Consider the following 21,994-nt stretch of genomic DNA (forward strand, 5'->3'; position numbering starts at 1 on the left):
TCATTATGTTTAAAGCTGAGCTTAGAAAAAAATATATGCAAAAAAGAAAAGCCTTGTCTTCTGATGAGGCTTTCCTGTTATCTGAGAAAATAAGTGAAAATTTTCTGCGTTATTTCAAACCGAATGAGGCGGAAAAAGTTCATATTTTCATTCCGATTTCAGGTAAAAAGGAGATTGATACAAAGGTTTTAATTAATTATTTTTTAAAGCATAAGATCCGTGTGTTTGTGCCTAAAGTTGTAACAGATCAGTTGATTCATATTGAAATTTTTGCAGATACCGTCTTTGAAACGAACAATTGGGGTATTTCTGAACCTGTTTCTAATGAAGATTCCGGAGAGACCGATTTCGATTATGTGATTACTCCGCTTTTGTACTGTGATCATAAGGGAAATAGGGTAGGTTATGGCAAAGGTTTCTACGATGGCTTTTTTGAAAGGATTTCAAAAGAAGTAAAAAAAATCGGAGTTAATTATTTTAACCCCGATGAAAATATCGATGATGTCTGGGAAAATGATATTCCGCTGGACTACTTGGTAACACCCACGGATGTACTGTCTTTCTTTACCAATGGTTTTGAATAGAAATTAAGGAAATAGAACTTAAATTCCTTATTTACTTTCGGTGTTGACATTAGAATGTATTGGGCATTCTTCTCAAATGTTCCCAAAGATTTATTTTTTCCGTCAAAATACTCAACATTGAACTTCGCGAAGTCTAACGTATCTTTTTTGTCATAATCTTTATACACTTCCAGTTTATTCACCTTCACACTTTTAGCCTTCAGGCTGTCCATTTCCCGGAACAGGTTTTTAAAAGTCGTAGAATCCGGCTTATGAAAATAGCCTTCCATCTGGGAATAGATTACGGTATCTATTTCCGTATCTCTTTTTCCGGAAAGATAAAGCGTGGAGAGATCCAGTAACTCCTGGACTTTCTGCTTGGTAATAGAGTTGATAGCCTGCATACTGTCCATCTGAACGGCAGGATTATTACTGTTTCTCAGTTTATCAAGATCACTTACTTGCGGAGTGGTTTTATTATTATTACAGGAAACCAGAATAATAAGTGAAAATATAAATGGTAAAAATTTATTTATCCTTTTCATCTGTTGCAATTTTAAATTTAATAGATATAATTTTCCCCTGGGTATCTTTTTTCATTTCGATGACACTTAAATTCTTAAGAGAAGTCGTCGGGGTTGTTACGAGTGTAATATATTTTTGTTTGTCTAGTCTTTCAATTCCGTAAATATTGCTGTCATAGATCTGATAAATGACTGCATTATTACTGATTAGGTTTTCAAGCTGGCTTCTTTTCTTTTTAAGCTCTTCAGGATCTCCATTGGCGTCTTTGATAGAGAAATAATAGGCGGCCATTTTATAATCATCAGGCTTCAGCTCTATCATTTCGTCATCTGGTGCATTTTCAAGACTTCGGTTGACCTCAAGATATTCGTAGAAAGGAGAAGAGATCTGCATTTTGAGATTTTTATCTTTGGTTGAATACACGAAACACTCTCCAGGTTTGATTTTATAAAGAATGGGAGATTCATTTTCTTTGATTACTTTTATTTCTAAAGTATTGATCACTCCGGCTCCTCTGTCAGCATCGGTAAAGCAATACGTATATTCCTTGGAAAATAATACATCCTTGAACCCAAGCACTCCCAATAAAACCGCGAATATGGAAGTCACCGTAATCCAAGTGGCTTTTTGGTAGTTTCTTTTATGAAATACAGAGGTCGTATTCTGTTGCTTTTCTAAAGATGTTGAATTTTTGTTAATTTCCTGATTTTCAGTATTAGTTTTTTGTAAATCAGTGATTTCTTCGGTCTTGGATTCTATTTTTGGAGCAACAATGTCAACTTCAGGCGAAGGAGATACTTCAGATACCATTTGTTGCAGTTTTTTCCCTTCTTCATCGTCGATATTCTGTTCATCCTGCAACAATTCCCCGGCAAAAAGATGTTGTTTCTTGAATTCATACCAAGAGTCGTATCCCGCATAAATACTCAATAAATTGAGCATGTCAATTCTTGGTAATTTGGTAACCGGCGCATTTTTGAAGTAGGTGTAAAAAGATTTTTCGCTAATATTACCTTTGGCTTTTTTTCGAAGATCTTCCTGAAAATATATAATATCAATACCCTTCCATTTTGAAATATCATCAAAGGAAGGGGTGTATTCTTCTAAATATTGAGCCTGCACATCCTTTTTCAGCTGCTCAAAGTGTAGTAGGTCTAAATCTGTCAAACTATTTAAAAATAATTAATTTATTGATTATCAGTGTTGTTATTTTGTAAAATAATTTTACAAAGGTATTACAATTATTTTGCGTAGACAAATTTTCTATCTGTTCTACCTTTGTCTTGTTCAAATAACGGAACAGAGAAAAATTTTATAAAACAATATTAACAAAATTAAATTTAATTTATTATGAAAAAGTCATTATTCGTAGCTGCTATCGCTGCAATCTCTTTAGTTGCTTGTAAAAAAACTGAAGCTACTGCTACAGAAGGTAACGCTGATTCTGCTGTTGCTGCTATCGATTCTTCAGCTGCTGCTGTAGATTCTACTGCTACTGCTGCTGTTGATTCAGTAAAAGCTACTGCTGATTCTGCTACAGCTAAAGTTGATGCTGCTGCTGACGCTGCTAAAACTGAAGTTAAAGAAGAAGTTAAGAAATAATCTAAACTTTAAGATAAAAGAACCGTTTCACTCAGTGAGACGGTTTTTTTATGCATTGTCGTTTCGAGTAATAAGCGAAATTAATGGATCAGTATCAAAACTTGGGGACTAAGCAAAAAGTTTAACTCATCAGAACGTCTTTGTTACTTTCGCAGATTTTGCAAATGATACAGTTTTTTTCCTTACGCTTTACATATTGAACACCAAAGTTTAAGCAATATAAAATCGGCATCATCATAAGTGAAAATCTGTGGAAAATAAAAATATTCGCGCATTCGTGGCCATACGATGCAGCCCTCAATTTTATCAAAGATAAAATCCTTGCGACTTAAAAACATAGAGTATTAAAAAGTATCTTTGCGTCCTTGCGAACAACCAACAAAGACAGCAGCATCTGTGAAAATCTCTGCGATCTGTGGGAAGTAAAAATATTTGTGCATTCGTGGCAAAAAAATTCATTTACCCATTCTTCTGCCTCAGTGCCTCATAGCAAGTAATCGCCACTGCATTACTTAAATTCAGAGAATCGATGCTTCCTACCATGGGAATTAATGTATTTTTGCCCTTTCCAGTCCAGAAATCACTCAAGCCTGAATGTTCTGTACCGAATAAAACAGCTGATCTCTGCGTAAAATCCCTTTTGTAAAGATTTTCTGCGGTTTCATCCATGATCGTTGTGTAGATATTGAAGCGATTATCTTTTAAATAGTCTAATAATTCATCATTTTCTGCCTGAAAAATCTCCATTCCGAAAAGACATCCTACACTTGAACGGATTACATTCGGGTTATAAAAGTCGGCTTTTGTATCGGTGACGATCAATGCATCAATACCAAAGGCTTCACAACTTCTAAGGATTGCCCCTAAATTCCCGGGCTTTTCCACTCCTTCTACAATAATTACGGTAGAATTTTCTTTAGGTTTGAAATCCCGAAGCTGGGCTTCTTTGGTTTGATAGACTCCGATAATGCCTTCAGAACTTCCTCTGTACGCTATTTTTTCATACACTTTATCGTTGACCAAATGAATTTTTCCTTTAGGTCGAACGCCTTTGAAGATATTTTCGCAGATGAAATATTCAACAGGTTCAAAATCATACTTCAGGGCTCGTTCATTTTCCTGCTGGCCTTCCACCACAAATACTTTTGATTTTTTTCTGAATCTGTTGTCTGTAAGGAGTTTCGTGATATTTTTTATCTTTTCGTTCTGAAAACTTTCGATGAGCATATAGGGATAGTTGATAAATGATAATTAATGCAAAAATACTTTTTTAAAAATAATTTATTGAGGATCATTCAGAATCAATGTCGGAAATAAGACTTTGCGGCAGCTCTTTTTTGTTTTTTATGCCTAAAGATTTTAACTTTTGTGTCTGAATAATCAAGTTGTCATTCCCTGAAGAGAGCTGTTTATAAGCATCGTTGTAAACATTTTTTGCCGAGTCCAGATTTCGGCCCACTTTTTCAAGATTATCCACAAAACCCACAAATTTATCATACAATTTGGCTCCTCTGTCTGCAATTTCCATGGAATTTCGGTTTTGGTACTCTCTTTTCCAGAGATCTGCAATTAACTTTAAAGAAGTAATTAAATTACTCGGATTGAGCAAAAGAATTCTTCTGTCGTACGCATAATTCCAAAGGTTTTGGTCGGCCTGCATCGCTGCAATATAAGCTGGCTCACTAGGAATGAACATCATCACGAAGTCCAGAGATTTTCCGTAATCATCATATGCTTTTTGGCTTAATTGGTTGATATGGTTTTTTACAGAATTCAAATGTTGATTCAGTTTCATTACATAAATATCCTGATCAGTTTCATCCACCAAATCGGTAAATGCGGTCAGGGAAACTTTCGAGTCAATGATCACATTTCTTTCATCAGGATATTTTATCACGGCATCAGGACGCATTTTTTTACCTGAAAATTCGGAAAATAGTGCTTTATTATCTTCATCACGAAGTTCATGCTCCAGGAAATATTCTCTCCCTTTTACCAAACCGGATTTTTCAAGGATACTTTCAAGGATCATTTCACCCCAGTTTCCCTGTGTTTTACTTTCACCTTTCAGCGCGCGGGTGAGTTTTTTAGCGTCTTCAGAGATCTGCTGATTCAGTTCTGCCAGTTCCTTCACTTTTTCGGCAAGAGAAAAACGTTCCTTATTTTCCTGTTCGTAAGCTTCGTTGACACGGTTTTTCAGATCGGTAATTTTTTCCTGAAACGGCTCAAGAATATTTTTAAGGTTATTTTGATTAAGCGTAGTAAATCTTTCTGTTTTTTCTTCCAGGATTTTATTGGCCATATTTTCAAACTGAAGCCTGGCTTCCTGCTGTATTTTTATTACCTCCTCCTTTTGTGTGGTCAAAGTTCTCTGCATACTATCATTGATGGCGGAAAGCTCGGCATTTTTAACAAAAAGCTCCTGTTTTTCGTTCATCAAACTCTCAGTATGAGTGGTGTGTCGTGCATTCATCTGTTTGAGCTCTGTCAGTTGGGTGCTGAGAGTTGTGTGTTCTGCCGAAATTTTGGCATATTCACTTTTAAGATCATCTAAAATATCAGCCTGTCGTAAGAAAGCTTCCTTTTCCTTTGTATGATCCTGAATCAGCTCTCCCATCTTTAGGTTGGCATTGTCAGTATCGGCTTTATTTTTTATGTATAATTGGTTCAGTTCGTCGTAAGTACTTCTTAAAATCATGGATGATTTTAGCGCAAAGTATGAAATAGCCGCCCCTACAGCGCCGCCTGCTGCTAACCCGATAATTAAATAACTCATCTCCATACTTCAAAAATAGGAAAAAAAGCATTGGAATAAAGAAGGTTTGTTTCTGATCTCAAAAAAATGATGCTTATCTTTAGAGGAAATTTCGGCAACATGAATATTTTGTTAGTGGAAGATGATTCGAGGATCAGCAATTTTTTGGTAAAGGGGTTAAGCGAGATAGGTTATCATATCACGTTAGCGGAATCTGGTGAAATAGCCCGGGAGATGGTTGGTCTGTATGAATTTGATATTATTCTGATGGATATTATGCTTCCGGGTCTGGACGGAATTCAGTTAACTCAGATTATTCGGTTTAAGAAAAATTATACGCCTATTTTAGTCATCAGCGCATTAAACAGTCCTGATGATAAAATTAAAATGCTGGATTTGGGAGCAGATGATTATTTATCAAAGCCTTTTCATTTTGAAGAACTGATTTCAAGAATTAAAGCATTGACAAGAAGAAATAGATTAAGCTACGAAAACGAATCTCAATTGATTTCTTGCGGAAATCTGACGATTGATAAAGATCTTCATAAAGTAACCCAGAATGGGTCTGAAATAGAATTTTCACCCACTGAATATAAGTTGCTGAACTTTCTTTTGGAGAATAAGAATAAAGTGCTGAGCAGAACGCAGATTCTTCACAATGTCTGGGGAATTAATTTTGATAACAATACCAATCTGGTGGACGTTTATATTTCTTATCTCCGGAACAAAATAGATGAAAGTGAGCATAAAATTATTCATACCATTAAAGGAACCGGCTATCTGATCAAGGATTAAAATGACTTTAAGAAACCGATTTACCCTTATTTCAAGCCTGTCGTTCGGCATTGTTTCCATCATTACGTTTGCAGTGATTTATTTCGCCTATTACGACAGTACCAAAATTTCGTATTTTGAAAAACTGAAGAATACAGCGCTTATTTCTGCGATTTATTATCTTGAAAAAGACGAACTTTCCGTCAACCGTCATGCCCAAATCAAAAAAGAATATAAAAGTCTGATCCGGAATCGGGAAGTAGCGATTTATGATCAGGATAATAAAGTGACTTTCGGAGAAGATTTTAATGATCCTTATATTAAACAGAAACATCTGAATGCGGCGAGAGCCAACCAGTGGGTTCAGTTTATGTCTGATGATCATTTTTATTACGGGATTTTTTATCCTGATAATCAGGGAGACTTTGTGGTTTTTGTAAAATCTTCAAATGATTCCTTTCAGTCCCAGATTTTCAGGCTGTCGATCATCATGTTAACGGTGCTTATTTTGGGGCTTACGGCTATTTTTATTCTGAGCCGCTATCTTTCAAAAGTGGTTTATAAACCGGTCTCGAATGTGGTTAAACATATCAATAACGTAGATTATAATAATATTTCCCAGGCGATAACAACCACCAATACCAATGATGAGATTGAGGAGCTCATTAAATCTTACAATAAATTATTCGGAAGGATCTCTGAAAATATGCTGTTGCAACAGAATTTTATCAACTATGTTTCTCATGAGTTTAAAACCCCTTTGGCTGCGATCTCCGGGAATCTTGAAGTGTTTGCCCAGAAAGACCGCACACCAGAAGAATATCGGAAAGTGGTAAAGGAATCTCTGGATAATGTCTACGAAATTGAAAATATTCTGAATAATCTTTTGTTGATGTCCGGTTTGGCTAAGCTTGAAGCATCTCATAAAACCGTAAGAATCGATGAGCTGATCTGGAAAATTTATTCTAAACTGGAACCCAAAGCCAAAGAACATCAATCTTCCATAAGAATAAATATGCAGGTGGTAAAACCTTCATTGCTGGAATATCCGGGAAATGAAACATTGTTGTTTTTAGCTTTATATAATATTGTGGAGAACGCGATAAAATATTCTTCAAATAATTCTATTGAGATTAATATTTTCGAGGATACAGACAAATTACATATCGAAGTGAAAGATCAAGGAAAAGGAATTTCCAAGGAAGATCTTAGCAGTATAACCGAAACGTTCTTCCGCGGTAAAAATGTTAATGAAGTAAAAGGAAGCGGGATCGGACTGTCTCTTTCCAAAAGTATTTTTGATCATCACCATATTTCAATGAAAATTGATTCTGAAGTGAATGTAGGAACAACGGTCCGCCTGATTTTTAATGCTTAATCTTTAAAATATTGGGATGGAAGTTTTGATACGTCCGAAATCATCTTATTTATCTCTTCTCAACCTCCTTCTTCCAGCCTCCAACCTCCAGCCCAAATCTTCTAATCAAACTCTAATGTTGGACTAACCGAACTTTAATTCTGTTCGAAATTCCCTTTAATATTGCGCCGGTAACTTTGTGGTCTTAAATACCAAGACCTTGAAAAAGCATCTATTAATTGTACTGTCTATTCATGTCTTCGGATTTTTTTCAGCGCAGGTATCAGATACCATCAGCATCAACCGAAAAGAAGCCGAAGCCCTTTTTCTTTCCAATAATCTGGATCTTATCGCCCAAAAGCTTGAGATCTCGCAGGCGGAAGCAAGAACGGTACAGGCCAAATTCTGGCCCAATCCTACTTTAAGCATCAGCGAAGTTAACCTTTGGAAAACCTATGATGTGGAAGCGCAGCCCGCCCTTATTGGGAAATGGGGAAAAAGTTCCCAGATCTCTGCGGAGATAGAGCAGGTGATCCAGACCGCCGGTAAAAGAAGAAAGAATATTGAACTCGCCAAAATTGAAGTGGAAGGCGAGCAGTACGAACTTCAGGAGGTATTGCGCGAAATGAAAAAATCGCTGAGAAATACCGTTACCGAGATCCTGTACAATCAGGAGGAGCAGAAAATCTATCAGAGCCAGATCGCTTCGATTGAAAAACTTACGAAATCGTATAATAATCAGCTAAGCCTTGGAAATATCAGCAAAGCGGAATATGTAAGGCTGAAAGCTCAGGAAATAGAGTTTAAAAAAACGCTTATCTCGCTGCAGCAGGAAATTCAGGAGCAGCAAACGGAGCTGAAGGCATTGCTGATGCTTCCCGCGAAGTCCTATATCGTGATTTCAGACCCTTTTGTGATGCCGGAGAAAGAATGGTCCGAGCTGGAAATCGATCAATGGACGGAAAAAGCAAAGGAGAACCGCCCCGATATTTTAATGGCTAAAAATCAGGAAAAATACGCCAGTAAAAATCTGGAACTCCAAAATGCACTGAAAACTCCGGATGTTACCGTTTCAATGAATTACGACCGAGGGGGAAATATTATGAAAGACTTTATCGGATTAGGATTGGCGGTAGACCTTCCCATTTTTGACCGAAATAAAGGGAATATTCAGGAAGCCAAGCTGGAAATCGAGAAAAGAAAGATCGAGACCCGGAAGAATGTGCTGAAATCTGAAAACGAGATTACGTCCGTGTTTAAAAATTATATCAAAACAAAAGAAATCTCCCATGAAATTGACGATGCGTATGAAGCAACTCTGGATGGGCTTTTAACGAGTCATGAAAAAAACTTCAGACTCAGAAATATCAGTATGCTGGAATATATGGACTTTTTAGATACCTATATCAGCAATAAAATGATTATTCTGGATACGAAAAAAGAACTTAACCAATATTATGAAAACCTGCAGTATGTTGTAGGACAAGATTTATAAGATGAAAAAAAATAGAGTATTATACCTTGCAGCAACATCTTTTATGCTGGTAACCCTGACAGGCTGTACAGATAAAAAGCAGGATGAAAAACCGGAAAGCAAGACCTATTGTCTAAGTCCGGATCTTAAGAAAGAAATTAAACTGACCAAAGTTGAAGTTCTGCCTATTCAGGAAAGCATTACGCTGACCGGTGAAGTGGAAAGCAATTCGGATAAAACTGTTCCTTACGTAAGTCTGGTGGATGGAGTGGTGACAGAGACTTATTTTGCACTGGGTGATTTTGTGAAAAAAGGACAGGTATTGGCTACTGTAAAGTCCACTTCGGTAAATGAAATGCAGGACGATACCCAAACCTTACAGGCACAACTGGGAGTGGCGAAGAGAAAGCTGTCATCAGTGGAAGCCATGTATAAAGATGATATTGCTTCTCAAAAAGATTTGCAGGAAGCACGCTCTGAAGTTCAGATTCTTGAATCTAATATATCAAAAACAAGAAAAAATATGCAGCTGTATTCTGCGGGCGGGAGCAATCTTCAGATTAAATCTCCGGCAGACGGATATGTGATTGAAAAAAATATTTCCAACGGAATGCCTGTGACCACAGGAGGAGAGCAGCTGTTCAAAATTTCCAATCTGGATAAAGTCTGGGTAATGGCCAATGTATATGCTACTAATATGCGTCACGTTTACGAAAATCAACCAGTAACCGTGAAAACACTGGCATATCCGGATGAAGTTTTTTCAGGAAAGATTGATGTGATCTCTCAGGTTTTTAATGAAACAGAAAGGGTTTTGAAGGCAAAAATTGTGATGGATAATACCAATATGCACCTGAGACCGGGAATGTCTGCTGATATTGTTCTGCCTGTTAATGCAAAAGATAAATCGGCGATGGCAATTCCGCAGAAGGCGCTGATCTTCGATAATAATCAGAGTTATGTTGTAGTGTATAAAAAAGATTGTGATCTGGAAATCAGACCAGTCACAGAGGTGGCTTCCAACAGCCAGTATATTTATGTGGAAGGAAATCTTAAGCCGGGAGAAAATGTAATTACTTCCAACGGGCTTCTGATCTATGAAAACCTGAAAAGCCAATCCAAATAAGGTAGAAAAGTATGAGAAAATTTGTTCAGAATATTGTTTCCTTTTCCCTAAAGAACTCTCTGATTGTTCTTTTCGGAACCTTTCTTTTATTGGCAGGCGGAATTTACTCCTACATGCATACCCCGATTGAGGCATTTCCGGATGTGACGAATACGAGGGTAAGGGTGATTACCCAATGGCCTGGAAGAAGTGCTGAGGAAATAGAGAAATTTGTTACCCTTCCGATTTCTAAGGAGATGAATACGATCCCCAATAAAACATCGGTTCGATCCATCTCGCTATTCGGATTATCGGTGGTGACCGTTATTTTTGATGATCATGTGGATGATTTTTATGCCCAGCAATATGCTTCCAACCGACTCGGAAATGTAGAGCTGCCCAACGGAGCTGATTATAGCATTGAACCGCCCTCAGGAGCTACAGGAGAAATTTACCGATATATTATTAAAAGTAAACTGCCGATCAAGGAAGTAACCTCTGTTCAGGACTGGGTGATTGAAAGAGAACTTCTCGCTGTGCCGGGAGTGGCGGATGTGGTGAGTTTCGGAGGGGAGGAAAAAACCTATGAGATCAAGATCAATCCTACAGAGCTGCAAAATTATGACCTTTCTCCTTTGGATGTATATGAAGCAGTATCCAAAAGTAATATTAATGTTGGGGGAGATGTTGTATCCAAAGGTGATCAGGCGTATGTTGTCCGTGGTATCGGATTGCTGGAAAGTAAGGAGGATATTGAGAATATTCAGATTGAGGTAAAAGGATCTACTCCGATTTTGGTCAAGCATGTTGCTGAAGTCAAAGTTTCGGCAAAACCGAGATTGGGACAGGTAGGATACAATAAGGAAAATGATGTGGTGGAAGGTATTGTCATTATGCTTCGTGGAGAAAATCCAAGTGAAGTGATCGGAAGGCTGAAAGACCGTATTTCAGAACTTAATGGCGGTGAATTGCCGGGTGATATACAGATTGTACCAATCATCGACCGTACTGAGCTTGTGAATACTACGGTTCACACGGTTTCAAAAAATTTGGTGGAAGGGGTTATTCTGGTTTCTATTATTGTATTTATATTTTTATACAACTGGAAAACCACTTTCATTGTGGCTTCCGTGATCCCTCTGGCCTTCCTGTTTGCGATTATTATGCTTAAAATTCAGGGGCTGCCCGCCAATCTTATATCCATGGGGGCATTAGATTTCGGACTGTTGCTCGAAGGAACCCTCGTCATCGTAGAACACGTTTTTGTCGCCCTCGAACATAAATCGAAGGAAGTAGGACTCAAGCGTTTCAATAAAATGTCTAAACTGGGCATCATTAAGAAAAGCGCAGGAAGCGTGGCAAGCTATATTTTCTTTGCCTTGTTGATTTTAATTGTTGCCTTAATGCCCATTTTCTCATTCCAGAAAGTAGAAGGGAAGATGTTTTCACCCTTGGCATTTACTTTAGGATATGCATTATTAGGATCGTTAATTCTAAGCTTAACCTATGTTCCGGCGATGTGTAAATTGTTATTAACTAAAAATATTGAAGAGAAAGAAAATTTTATTTCAAGGTTTTTCAGAGTTAATATTTATAGAATTTATGAATTCAGCTACCGTCATAAAAAAGGATTTATGATTGGTTTCGGAGCTTTATTGGCACTTTGTGCTTGGAGATTTTCAAATTACGGTTCTGAATTTTTACCTAAATTAAATGAAGGTGCCATCTATGTCCGTGCTACCTTACCCAATAGTGTGAATCTTGATGAATCAGTGAGGCTGACCAAAGAAATGAAGGGAATTCTGATGAAATATGACGAAGTGAAATTCGTGATGACCCAAACTGGTCGTCCGAATGACGGAACAGATCCCACCGGATTTTTTAATATAGAATTCAATATTCAGCTGAAACCGGAAGATGAATGGAAAAAGAAGATCTCCAAAGATGAGCTTCTGGAAGAAATGAGGGTCTCTCTGGAAAGGTATCCCGGAATTAACTTCGGATTCAGCCAGCCTATTCAGGATAATGTGGAAGAATATGTGGCTGGGGTAAAAGCACCTTTGGTGATCAAAATTTTTGGAAATGATCTTTTTGAGCTTGAAAAATATGCCAATCAGGTGGCAACTTCCATTAAAACCGTTCCTGGAATTTCGGATGTGAATGTATTTAAAAATATTGGACTTCCGGAACTGAGAATTCAGCTTCATGATTCAAAAATGGCAAAATATGGCGTATCAACAGCGGATGCCCAGGCGGTGATCGAAATGACGATAGGCGGACAGGCAGCGACCAGGTTTTATGAAGAGGAAAGAATGTTTGACGTCATGCTGAGGTTTGAAAAAGACTATCGTGATACGCCTGAAAAAATAGGAAACATATTGATTCCGACTGCGGATAACAAAAAAGTTCCCCTTAAGGAGATCGCTACGATTGATTATCATACCGGGCCGTCATTTATTTACCGCGAAGGAAACAGCCGGTATATCGGTGTCGGTTTTAATATCGAAGGCCGTGACCTCGGAAGCACTATTGAAGAGGCAAAGGCAAAAGTAGCAAAGGATGTTCATCTTCCTAAAAAGCATAAAATGACTTGGGCTGGAGAATTTGAAAGTAAAGAAAGAGCCGGAAAACAGCTGGCGATGGTGGTTCCTATTTCATTGGTGCTGATTCTGATGTTGCTGTACTTCAACTTCGGGAATATGAAAGACACGCTGATTTCTTCCATTACACTGGCGTTTGCCTTTATCGGGGGATTTATGTCGCTGTGGTTTACAGGAACGATTTTCGGCATTTCTGCGGGAATCGGGTTTATTATTCTCTTCGGGGTGGCGACTATTGATGGTATCGTGCTGATCGGGGTGATGAAAGAAAATCTTCTGAATAAAATACCACTCAGGGAGGCTATTGCTGATGGCGTAAAAAGCAGGATTCGTCCGGTGATCATGATTGCGCTGATGGGATCAATGGGGCTTTTACCTGCCGCCATGTCCAACGGAATGGGTTCTGAAATTCAAAAGCCGCTCGCTATTATGATCGTGGGAGGGTTGATCATCTGTATGTTGCTTTCCTTCACCATTCTGCCGACTGTATTTTACTATGCGTATCGCAAAAAATATAAAGAAACGGCGTAATATCAATACAAATAATATCTTACTATATTATTCTTTCAACGGGTTTTTACCCACAAAAGTGAGCCATTTGGCTCACTTTATTTTTTTATTTAAGGAAGTATCGCAGGCTCCGGAAGGGGCTCAAGAACGGGCGGTTGGCAGAAGCCGGTGTATATGATGCATGTCCCGCCCATACACATATAGCCTGTCATAGAAGTTGATCCGTCGGGGCACATGATAAGCGCTTCGCCATAGCGACTGCATTCTCTGTCGGAATAACATTCCAAAGCGGGATATAAAGTTCCACCGAATACGTTTTTAAGATCTTTTCTTGAAAGATTTTTTAATTGATTGTTTTTCATGGTATTATTTTTTGATTTGTTGTGAGATAAAGATATGGATTTTTTTGCAATCGTTTGAAATTTAATAATTTATAAAAATAAAAAAGACTGCCTTTAAAAGACAGCCTTTTTATATATTTGTTATTAAATGAAAATCTAAGGATTCTCTTTTGAAATTTCTTTATGATGTTCCAAATACAGAGGCAGTGCCGCCGAGCCATACCAAGGGAAAATTTCATAGCTAAAAACTCCGGCTTGTACAGCGGGATCGGTTTTCACCCATTGCTCCGCTTCCTCTTTTGATTTGGTATTAAAAATAAACATCCCGCGGTAATTTTCCTTATTCTTATCTAAAAAAGGTCCTGCGACAATTATTTTTCCTTCATCTGCCAATTTTCCTATATTAGTCATATGACCGCTCATCAGTTCACTCATTTTGGTCTTGTCCTCAATTTTGGTTGCTCCAGTTGTCAGCATAACAATGGTGTACGCTTTCATTCCGTATTTGTCGGCTCCGAGCTTTGTAGCGAGTTTTTCATTAAATGAAGTTGGTGCATCGGCTGTGATACTAGCCTGCGATGAGGTTCCCGGCTTTCCATTTTTTCCATCTTTTCCTTTGGTAGTAATACATGAAGAGAGAAAAGAGGTGAGTAGGATGAATAGCAGTATTTTTTGCATCGGTTTAATCTTTTATCGCTAAAAATTCTTTGGCGAGTTCAATCATTTTAGGATCTCCGGTGTATTTTCCGTGTTCATCAGATAATTTTACGGTTGGAATCCATTCTTTATTCGGAGCCTGAACACCGATTAATTTCATTACAATATTCATTGGTTTTAAACCTACATCATTCGTTAAATTGGTTCCGATTCCGAAAGAAACCCCAATTTTTCCTTTACAGTAATTTGTAATTTCCTCTACTTTTTCAAGATTTAAAGCATCAGAGAAAATAATGTATTTAAATAAAGGATTGATACCGTGTTTTTCATAATGAGCAATTGTTTTATCAGCAAATTCCAAAGGATCTCCGCTGTCATGACGAACGCCATCGAAAAGTTTGGCAAACTTTTTATCAAACTGGCGGAAGAAAACATCTGTTGTATAGGTATCAGAAAGGGCAACTCCCAAATCACCTCTGTAAACATCTACCCAATGTTCAAGTGCCAATTCATTCGCCATTTTAAAGCCATATTCCGCAGCATGGAACATAAACCATTCGTGAGCGTGAGTCCCGATAGGCTTTACTCCATACTTCATTGCAAAATGTACGTTGGAGCTTCCGATAAATGTATTTTCTTTATTTTGAGTTAAAGCTTCCATGACCAGATTCTGTACTTTATAAGAATGTCTTCTTCGGGTTCCGAATTCGGCGAAGTTGACACCCAATTTGGTTAAAGACTCTGCTTTCTCAAGGGTTTTGTTCATTACCACTCCGTTGGAATCTCTTTCCATGTGCTTCATCTCATAATGAAGTTCGCTGATTAAAGCTAATAAAGGGACTTCCCAAAGAATAGTTCTGTACCAGAGCCCCTCAACGGTAACGGAAAGTTCAGTTCCTTCCTGATGAATTTTTACTTCAGATGGATCATAATGATATCCTTCCAGAAAATCAAGATAGGGGAGGTCTATGTAAGGGCAGGTTCTTGCCATGAATTTTTTTTCATCTTTGGTCAGTTTCAGTTCTGCCATTTTATTGACTGCTTCTCTCAGAGCAGTATCAAAACCTTCGGGAAACTGATGTTTTCCTCTGTTGATGAATTCGTATTTCACAATAGAGCTAGGAAATAATTTCACCACCGCATTCTGCATTGTGATTTTATAAAAATCGTTGTCTAAGATAGAGTTTAATCGTACGTCGTGCATAATTGTGTAATTTATACGCAAATTTAATCATTAAAAATAAAATCACCTAAATGTAAGGTGATTTTTTTAATATTTTCTGATAATTTTTTATAATTACTTGCCTAGATAAGAATTGTACATCCAGACTTCTTTTTCCTGTTCTGTGATATAGTCGCTCATCTGGGAGTTGGTTCCCTCATCACCTGCTTTATCTGTAATGTCTAAAAGCTCTCTTTGTAAATCAATAACGACCTTGAAAGAATTCAAAATAATCTCTACACTTTTATTGCCATCGCTCACTTCTTTGCTTTCTTTAATGGTTGCCACTTTCAGATAATCAGAATAATTATGAGCCGGAGTTGCTCCCAAGGTTAAAATTCTTTCTGCGATCTCATCAATTTTTAAAACTAAACTGTTGTATAATTCCTCAAATTTTGGATGCAAAGTAAAGAATTGCTCTCCTTTAATGTTCCAGTGAGAACCTCTTGTATTTTGATAGAACACAGAATAATTAGCCAATAAAATGTTCAGCTTTTCTGCAATGTTTTTACAATCGGCTTCCTGTAGCCCGATAATGCTCGCGTTTTTCATAAGTTTATTATTTAATTATGTACTATTTGAAGGAAATATCATGCCGAAATAAGCGTAGCATTATAGATGATAACTATGACCCAATTTTTTTAATTAATTTAAATAAGTTTGCTTAATATTGCGGGATTAAAGATTAAATACTATGATGAAGTATAAAATATTGTCTGTTATTATTTTAGTTATCTACTTTTTTCAGACGTTATTTGTTTCGTATGGAGGAGTAGGATCTGACAGCCTTTCGTATTTCGGGATTGCCTCAGATCTTCCAAAACCTCAGACGGATCTTTTTCCCTTGGGCTATCCTTTTTTACTCCGGATGGCTCATTTTTTCACGAAGGATTATTTTTGGGCTTCAAAGCTACTTAACTTCATTTTTACAGGAACAATCCTGTTGTTTTCGTGGCAAAAGAAATTTTATTTTCGGGAGACTGTTCTTCTGTTTACTGGGAAGACTTTTTATTTTGTCTTTTTTGGTGCAATGTCCGAGGCTCCTTTTATTTTCTTCATGTATTTCTTATTCTATTTCTTACACGAGATATTCTCCGGGAAAAAAAATCTTTACTTGAATGCTTTAGGTGGTTCTTTGGTATTGCTTTGTATGTTCGCATCAAGATATTCAGGGATTTACATTTATCTGTCTATCCTGCTTTTCACTATTCTGACGTTTTTTAAATTGAAAGATAAGGCTTATTTTAAAGCGTTATTGTTTTTCTTGGTCGTTTCGGGAGTAGAGATTGGTGGGTACTTGTTATTTAATTATCTATATTTTGGAAGTTTTACAGGAGAAAATTTAAGAGGAAAACCTGTTTTTGTATCCTATATATATGTAGTAAGAGATTTTCTGGGTTTGGCGAATGCTGTAGATCCGTTTATTGGGATAAAGCCTGCTTCCAATAGTTGGGGAAGTATTGCTTTTCAGTGTATTGTTTTTATATTGGACGTATTTATATTATTATATTTAATTAAATACTATAAAAAAGCAAAAGAGACATCATTGCATTATTTTCATATTCTGCTTTGGACTATGGCCGCGGTATATGGTGTTGCGGTAATGATATCGGGGTATTTCCAACAGATTGAAGAAATGGGAGTTCGGCTGATGGCGGCTTCCAATGTTTGTTTATTCTTTTCGTTTCTTATTTTGTATTTCCAGAGAAATTCGTCAGATAAAATGGTATGGAGGGTCAGTTGTTTCTTTTTTATTTTTCTTGTAATTTATGGAATGAAAGATCCTGGAAATTATTTGGCCAATAAAAAGCAGATAGAACCTCAAATGTCAAAATTTAAAGACAAAACTTATCTTTATAATGATGAAAAGAATCTTGTGACTACAGCAACGTATCATTTCCCTATCATTAACCGGTCTTTTAAATATAACCACACGAACAGTCAGAAAGGAAAGCTTAAAGAAAGTATTGCCGGAACACTGAATCCTCAGATAAAATGGGTGAAATATGATACGGTGAAAGACAGATCTAAAGTTTTATATACTTCACAGTTAAATTTTGATTAATAACCTGAGTTCGATTAAAATCAATAATTAAAAATTCTGATTTTGTGATTGTTAAGGTCTTTTAATAGCGTTGGTATTCAGCCTGATGATAAAATTTCAAATCGAATGGGAGCTTTAACCGAAACTGATTATCAATTTCAGTTAAAGCCTCTAAGAGTCTCATCTTTTTCAGACGGGCTGAAGTCCGCTCCTATTGATCTTTGTCTTGTGCTCAATCTTGTCTGCTGGGGTTGTTGGCATAAAAATCGTGTAAACTTTCATTACGTATTTGTCTGTGCTCAATTTTGTAGCTGATTCCTGGTTAAATTCTGTTTTTTACTTTGTCATTTCAACTGTAGCGAAAAAAGCATACTAATAAAATGTTCAGCTTCTCTGCAATGTTTTTACAATCGGATTCCTGTAGGCCGGTCATGCTCGCGTTTTTCATCAATTTACTATTTAGTCGCTCCTTAAAAAGCTGTTTTTTGACTTTGAAAATTATATTTGCCTAAAAAGATTCGGAGAACAAGTTCGAGCCAAAGAAGAATTTGTTGTTTGATTTGATTCAATCTCATCTTCAAATTGTATCCAATCCCTGCTAATAATGCATTATTAATATCTCCAGCCACTCCTTTCAGGAAGTTTAATCCTAAGGAGTGGTTTCTTTTTAAATGAGAGATACAAGGTTCTATGGCTGCTCTTGCCCGGAATCTTAATCTGGCTACTTGTTGCCCATATTTTGTTTTTTCTTTTTTTGCGGGAAGCAAAATTGCTGTTCCTTCCACTTCTTTGATTCCTTTAAATCCTCTGTCTGTAGTGGCTTTCGTAGGTCTTGTTCCGCCAACGGATTTTCTTACCCTCTCACTCTGTGCCAATGATTCTTCAAGAGTTTTACTATCGTGAGGATTGCCAGAAAATCTCTTTACCGAGCTGATGATCCCTGTTTTCCGACCTCTTACTACTGCTACTTTTGTCCCAAACTCGTATGCTTTTCCCGATTTTCCTTTCGCAATACACGCAACTTGTGGCTCGTGAAGACTGTAAATTTTATCTTTCGTGGTACGTTCTTGGGTGAGTGCTTTAAGGTAAATTTTAAAAACGTCTTCGTAGCCTTTCAAAACATCTTTAGGAAGTTTTCTTTCCAATTCCCGAAGAACTCTTTTACCAATCGTCCTGAGCTTTTTCCTCGCCATTTTTGCCTTCTTCTGTCTTCTGGGATGATGTCCAAAAAAAGCGTCCCGCAATAATTGTTTGCTCACTCTTCTGTAGCTTTGTCTTTGTACAACGCTCTCTTTTTCTGCTATTTTTCTACAATTGTCGATTACTTTTTTTGCTAATTTGGCATCGGTAGGAAAGGTAATGTTCTTCTCCTGAACCGTCGTATCTACCTGAACTTCATCTTCTGTTTTGGCTTTGGGATGGAGAGAAACGCTTTGTCCCAAAAGAAATTCCAAACCCTTATCTCCAATTCTTTTTCTGAAGTGTACAAAATTGCTCGGATCGAAAGGCTGCTCTGTCTGGAAAAAGGTTTCTCCGGTAAAATATTGCCAATACGCATTCTCAATCCATCTCTCTATTACACTTTCATCACTTTCTTTAAACATTTCCTTGAGCAAAAGCATTCCTGCTATTTTACGGATAGCAATAGAAGGTCTTCCGTTTTCTGAAAATAATTTCTCAAACTCTGACTCCATTTTATCCCAGGAAATCTCCCCAGCTAATTTTACCACCGGATGCTCCATATTAATAAGCTCCGTAAGCCTGGTCTTGAATAAATTCTGCTGTAAATCCTCTCTTATTTTGCCTAACATTTTGCCACTTTTTATATCCTAAAAATACAATTTATTGCAATTTTTTACAACGATTTTTTACGAAATATAAGTGCATAAAACTGATAATCAAAATATTACTTGGTTTTTAAGGAATGACTATTTAATAATGTAGTATTAGACGGAGATGTCGTCTCGCGAATCTTTAGTTTGACAAAAATGAACTTATACTTTTTGGCATGAAGAATGAAAATCTTAGTTTTGCTGGAAAATCTAATTTTGTGCCATGACAAAATATATAATTTTGGCTTTAACCATTCTTATTTTAAATTTCATTCATAGCTTTTTTCTTCCCTCTGGTGGCGTTTATGCAGATAGTTTGTCGTATTTCGGTATTGCTGCAGATTTACCACATCCGGAAACCAATCTTTTTCCCCTAGGATATCCTGCAGCTTTGCAGTTGTTTTTTGAAATATTTGGCGATTATTTTTGGGCCTCCAAATTTTTGAATACGACAATGCTCATTGTGATTTTGTTGTTCTCCTATTTCAAAAGATTCTTTTTCAGAGAAACGGTTCTGTTGATGACGGGAAAAACAGTTCTTTTTGTTTTTTCGATTGCTGTTTCAGAAAGTCTTTTTGTATTTCTTTTCTATTTTCTACTGTATAATTTGTATAAAATGCTAAGCAGTGAGGTCATTCTGTACAAAAATATTGTCTCTGCATCTGTAATCATGTTGATGATGTTTGCGGCAAGATATTCGGGGATTTATATTTTTATATCCATCGCTGCTTTCTTTGGTATTTTGCTTTTAAAAACAAAAGAAAAATCTCAGCTACAAAGTGTTTTTATATTTCTCTTGCTGTCGGGAGTGGGAATTGCGGGCTATCTCTTTTTCAATATAAAAGAGTTCGGGAGCTTTACAGGTGAAAATCTCAGGGGCAGGCCAGAAGAGTTTGTTCCTATAAATATGGTCAGAGATGTATTGGGAACTGCAAATGCTGTGAATCCTTATATTGGATTAAAGCCTGGTTCTAACAGTTTCGTGAGCATGGCATTTCAGTTTTTCATTTTGCTGATCGATATTGTTTTGTTTGTTTATATGACGAGATATTTCAGAAAAGCCAAAGAGAGTAAAGTGTATGTTTTTCATATTTTGTTATGGACGATATCTTTCATTTATGCGATTTCTCTTCTGGTTTCCGGACGGTTTCAGCAGATTGAAGAGATGAATACAAGAATGATGGCTGCGGCGAATATTTGCTTGTTCTTTTCTTTTCTGATTTTGTATTTCAAAGAGCTGAAGTCCGATAAAATGATTTTTAGGGTGGCCTGCTTCTTTTGGGTGTTTTTTACTCTGTACAGTTTGAAGAGACCCGTTGATTATTTTAAGAACAGAAAACAGATAGAGCCTCAGATGTCAAAATTCGGTCATAAAAAATATCTCTATAATAATGAGAGAAGCGCAGAAGAAGGTTTGACAACGTATAAAATTCCTATCATTAATAAATCTTTTAAATATAAACATACCAACAATCAAAAAGGAGATGTGAAGCAGTCCATCGCCGGAACTATCAATCCTAAAGTAAAATGGCTAAAGTATGATACAGTGAAAGACAAGTCACAGGTTTTATATACGTCAGAAATTATTTTAAAGTAAAATCCACTTCATTATTTGCTGAAAAAAATGCAGTGAGGATTGTTTTTTTTACATCCAACTGCTTGTGGATTAAAAAATTATTACTATTTTTGCACCCTAAAATAAAAAGCAATTAAATGCCTACTATTCAACAATTAGTAAGAAAAGGAAGAGCCACGCTTGCCAAGAAGAGCAAATCGGCTGCCCTTGATTCTTGTCCACAAAGACGTGGTGTATGTACGAGAGTATATACTACTACACCTAAGAAACCTAACTCTGCACTTAGAAAAGTAGCAAGGGTAAGACTTTCTAACGGTAAAGAAGTTAACGCCTATATCCCGGGCGAAGGACATAATCTTCAAGAGCACTCGATAGTATTGGTTAGAGGCGGAAGGGTGAAAGACCTACCGGGAGTACGTTACCACATCGTAAGAGGTGCATTAGACACCGCTGGTGTAAATGGAAGAACTCAGAGAAGATCTAAGTACGGAGCTAAGAGACCTAAACCAGGACAAGCTGCTGCAGCACCTGCAAAAGGAAAGAAAAAATAATCATTAAATAAGGTACAGAAGCAATGAGAAAGACAAAAGCGAAAAAAAGACCGTTGTTACCAGATCCGAAGTTTAATGATCAATTGGTAACGAGATTCGTAAACAACTTAATGCTTGACGGTAAGAAGTCAATTGCATTCAAAATTTTCTATGATGCATTAGATATCGTAGAAACTAAAAAAGGAGAAACTGAGAAAACAGCCCTTGAAATCTGGAAAGATGCATTAACAAACGTTATGCCTCACGTAGAAGTACGTTCTAGAAGAGTCGGTGGAGCTAACTTCCAGATTCCTATGCCAATCAGAGCTGATAGAAAAATTTCTATGGCAATGAAATGGTTAATTAGCTACTCTAAAAAGAGAAATGATAAGTCTATGGCTTTGAAATTAGCTAATGAAGTAGTAGCTGCTTCTAGAGAAGAAGGTGCTGCTTTCAAAAAGAAAACAGATACTCACAAAATGGCGGAAGCTAACAAAGCGTTTTCACACTTTAAATTCTAATCTGAA

At 36.9% G+C, this 21,994-nt stretch carries 19 protein-coding genes; 11 read left to right on the forward strand and 8 right to left on the reverse strand.

Translation table 11 applies throughout. The annotated features are described in order from the left end of the window. Positions 1-5: 5 nt before the first annotated feature. The gene (locus VUJ46_RS17270; protein ID WP_326981963.1) at positions 6-584 is read left to right on the forward strand and encodes a 5-formyltetrahydrofolate cyclo-ligase; all 579 of its coding nucleotides are present in this window, start codon (positions 6-8) and stop codon (positions 582-584) included. Here the strand turns inward: VUJ46_RS17270 and VUJ46_RS17275 are convergent. Together VUJ46_RS17275 and VUJ46_RS17280 are read right to left on the reverse strand one after the other, a co-directional pair. After that, on the reverse strand, positions 530-1,108 hold the full coding sequence (locus VUJ46_RS17275) for a hypothetical protein (protein WP_326981964.1): 579 nt from the start codon (positions 1,106-1,108) through the stop codon (positions 530-532). The two genes, VUJ46_RS17270 and VUJ46_RS17275, sit on opposite strands and share 55 nt — an antisense overlap. Further along, positions 1,092-2,255, reverse strand: a complete 1,164-nt coding sequence (locus VUJ46_RS17280) for a hypothetical protein (protein WP_326981965.1) — start codon at positions 2,253-2,255, stop codon at positions 1,092-1,094. Before VUJ46_RS17280 ends, VUJ46_RS17275 begins: the two co-directional genes overlap by 17 nt. Before the next feature lie 183 nt (positions 2,256-2,438). Here VUJ46_RS17280 and VUJ46_RS17285 point away from each other — a divergent pair, with 183 nt between their 5' ends. Then, positions 2,439-2,690: a hypothetical protein gene (locus VUJ46_RS17285; RefSeq protein WP_326981966.1), complete on the forward strand. Its 252-nt coding sequence runs from the start codon at positions 2,439-2,441 to the stop codon at positions 2,688-2,690. 459 nt (positions 2,691-3,149) lie between these two features. Here the strand turns inward: VUJ46_RS17285 and VUJ46_RS17290 are convergent, their stop codons facing one another. Both VUJ46_RS17290 and VUJ46_RS17295 read right to left on the reverse strand, forming a co-directional pair. Further along, a complete protein-coding gene (locus VUJ46_RS17290; protein ID WP_326981967.1) occupies positions 3,150-3,917 on the reverse strand; it encodes a TrmH family RNA methyltransferase in 768 nt (255 codons plus the stop codon). 64 nt (positions 3,918-3,981) lie between these two features. After that, on the reverse strand, positions 3,982-5,472 hold the full coding sequence (locus VUJ46_RS17295) for a DNA recombination protein RmuC (protein ID WP_326981968.1): 1,491 nt from the start codon (positions 5,470-5,472) through the stop codon (positions 3,982-3,984). A 93-nt stretch (positions 5,473-5,565) separates the two neighbouring features. Between VUJ46_RS17295 and VUJ46_RS17300 the strand changes: the two genes are divergently transcribed. The 5 genes from VUJ46_RS17300 to VUJ46_RS17320 all read left to right on the forward strand — a co-directional run bounded on the left by VUJ46_RS17300 (position 5,566) and on the right by VUJ46_RS17320 (position 13,286). After that, positions 5,566-6,240 (forward strand): response regulator transcription factor, encoded by a 675-nt coding sequence (locus tag VUJ46_RS17300; RefSeq protein WP_326981969.1) that lies wholly within the window; start codon positions 5,566-5,568, stop codon positions 6,238-6,240. 1 nt (position 6,241) lies between these two features. Next, positions 6,242-7,597 carry a sensor histidine kinase gene (locus tag VUJ46_RS17305; protein WP_326981970.1) on the forward strand — a complete coding sequence of 452 codons (1,356 nt, stop codon included), beginning with the start codon at positions 6,242-6,244 and terminating at the stop codon, positions 7,595-7,597. Positions 7,598-7,796: 199 nt separating this feature from the next. Continuing rightward, a complete protein-coding gene (locus VUJ46_RS17310) occupies positions 7,797-9,071 on the forward strand; it encodes a TolC family protein (protein WP_326981971.1) in 1,275 nt (424 codons plus the stop codon). A gap of 1 nt (position 9,072) precedes the next feature. Continuing rightward, positions 9,073-10,176 carry an efflux RND transporter periplasmic adaptor subunit gene (locus VUJ46_RS17315; RefSeq protein ID WP_326981972.1) on the forward strand — a complete coding sequence of 368 codons (1,104 nt, stop codon included), beginning with the start codon at positions 9,073-9,075 and terminating at the stop codon, positions 10,174-10,176. 11 nt (positions 10,177-10,187) lie between these two features. After that, positions 10,188-13,286 (forward strand): efflux RND transporter permease subunit, encoded by a 3,099-nt coding sequence (locus tag VUJ46_RS17320; RefSeq protein ID WP_326981973.1) that lies wholly within the window; start codon positions 10,188-10,190, stop codon positions 13,284-13,286. A 476-nt stretch (positions 13,287-13,762) separates the two neighbouring features. Here VUJ46_RS17320 and VUJ46_RS17325 read toward each other — a convergent pair whose 3' ends face one another. From VUJ46_RS17325 to VUJ46_RS17335, 3 genes are all read right to left on the reverse strand, one after another. Continuing rightward, positions 13,763-14,284 (reverse strand): YciI family protein, encoded by a 522-nt coding sequence (locus tag VUJ46_RS17325; RefSeq protein WP_326981974.1) that lies wholly within the window; start codon positions 14,282-14,284, stop codon positions 13,763-13,765. Positions 14,285-14,288: 4 nt separating this feature from the next. After that, the gene (pncB, locus tag VUJ46_RS17330; RefSeq protein WP_326981975.1) at positions 14,289-15,467 is read right to left on the reverse strand and encodes a nicotinate phosphoribosyltransferase; all 1,179 of its coding nucleotides are present in this window, start codon (positions 15,465-15,467) and stop codon (positions 14,289-14,291) included. Positions 15,468-15,560: 93 nt separating this feature from the next. Beyond that, on the reverse strand, positions 15,561-16,037 hold the full coding sequence (locus tag VUJ46_RS17335; protein WP_326981976.1) for a Dps family protein: 477 nt from the start codon (positions 16,035-16,037) through the stop codon (positions 15,561-15,563). A 142-nt stretch (positions 16,038-16,179) separates the two neighbouring features. Between VUJ46_RS17335 and VUJ46_RS17340 the strand changes: the two genes are divergently transcribed. Continuing rightward, on the forward strand, positions 16,180-17,550 hold the full coding sequence (locus VUJ46_RS17340; protein ID WP_326981977.1) for a hypothetical protein: 1,371 nt from the start codon (positions 16,180-16,182) through the stop codon (positions 17,548-17,550). A 449-nt stretch (positions 17,551-17,999) separates the two neighbouring features. Here the strand turns inward: VUJ46_RS17340 and VUJ46_RS17345 are convergent, their stop codons facing one another. Then, positions 18,000-19,340 carry an IS5 family transposase gene (locus VUJ46_RS17345; RefSeq protein ID WP_326981209.1) on the reverse strand — a complete coding sequence of 447 codons (1,341 nt, stop codon included), beginning with the start codon at positions 19,338-19,340 and terminating at the stop codon, positions 18,000-18,002. Between the two features lie 244 nt (positions 19,341-19,584). Between VUJ46_RS17345 and VUJ46_RS17350 the strand changes: the two genes are divergently transcribed. From VUJ46_RS17350 to rpsG, 3 genes are all read left to right on the forward strand, one after another. Beyond that, complete coding sequence (locus VUJ46_RS17350; protein ID WP_326981978.1) at positions 19,585-20,958, forward strand: hypothetical protein; 1,374 nt, start codon at positions 19,585-19,587, stop codon at positions 20,956-20,958. Positions 20,959-21,074: 116 nt separating this feature from the next. Beyond that, a complete protein-coding gene (gene rpsL, locus VUJ46_RS17355; protein WP_002983146.1) occupies positions 21,075-21,488 on the forward strand; it encodes a 30S ribosomal protein S12 in 414 nt (137 codons plus the stop codon). A 23-nt stretch (positions 21,489-21,511) separates the two neighbouring features. Continuing rightward, entirely contained in the window at positions 21,512-21,988 is a 477-nt protein-coding gene (rpsG, locus tag VUJ46_RS17360) for a 30S ribosomal protein S7 (protein WP_027371737.1), read from the forward strand. The last annotated feature ends 6 nt before the right edge of the window (positions 21,989-21,994 follow it).

It is taken from the genome of Chryseobacterium sp. MYb264, from assembly GCF_035974275.1.
Taxonomy (GTDB): domain Bacteria; phylum Bacteroidota; class Bacteroidia; order Flavobacteriales; family Weeksellaceae; genus Chryseobacterium.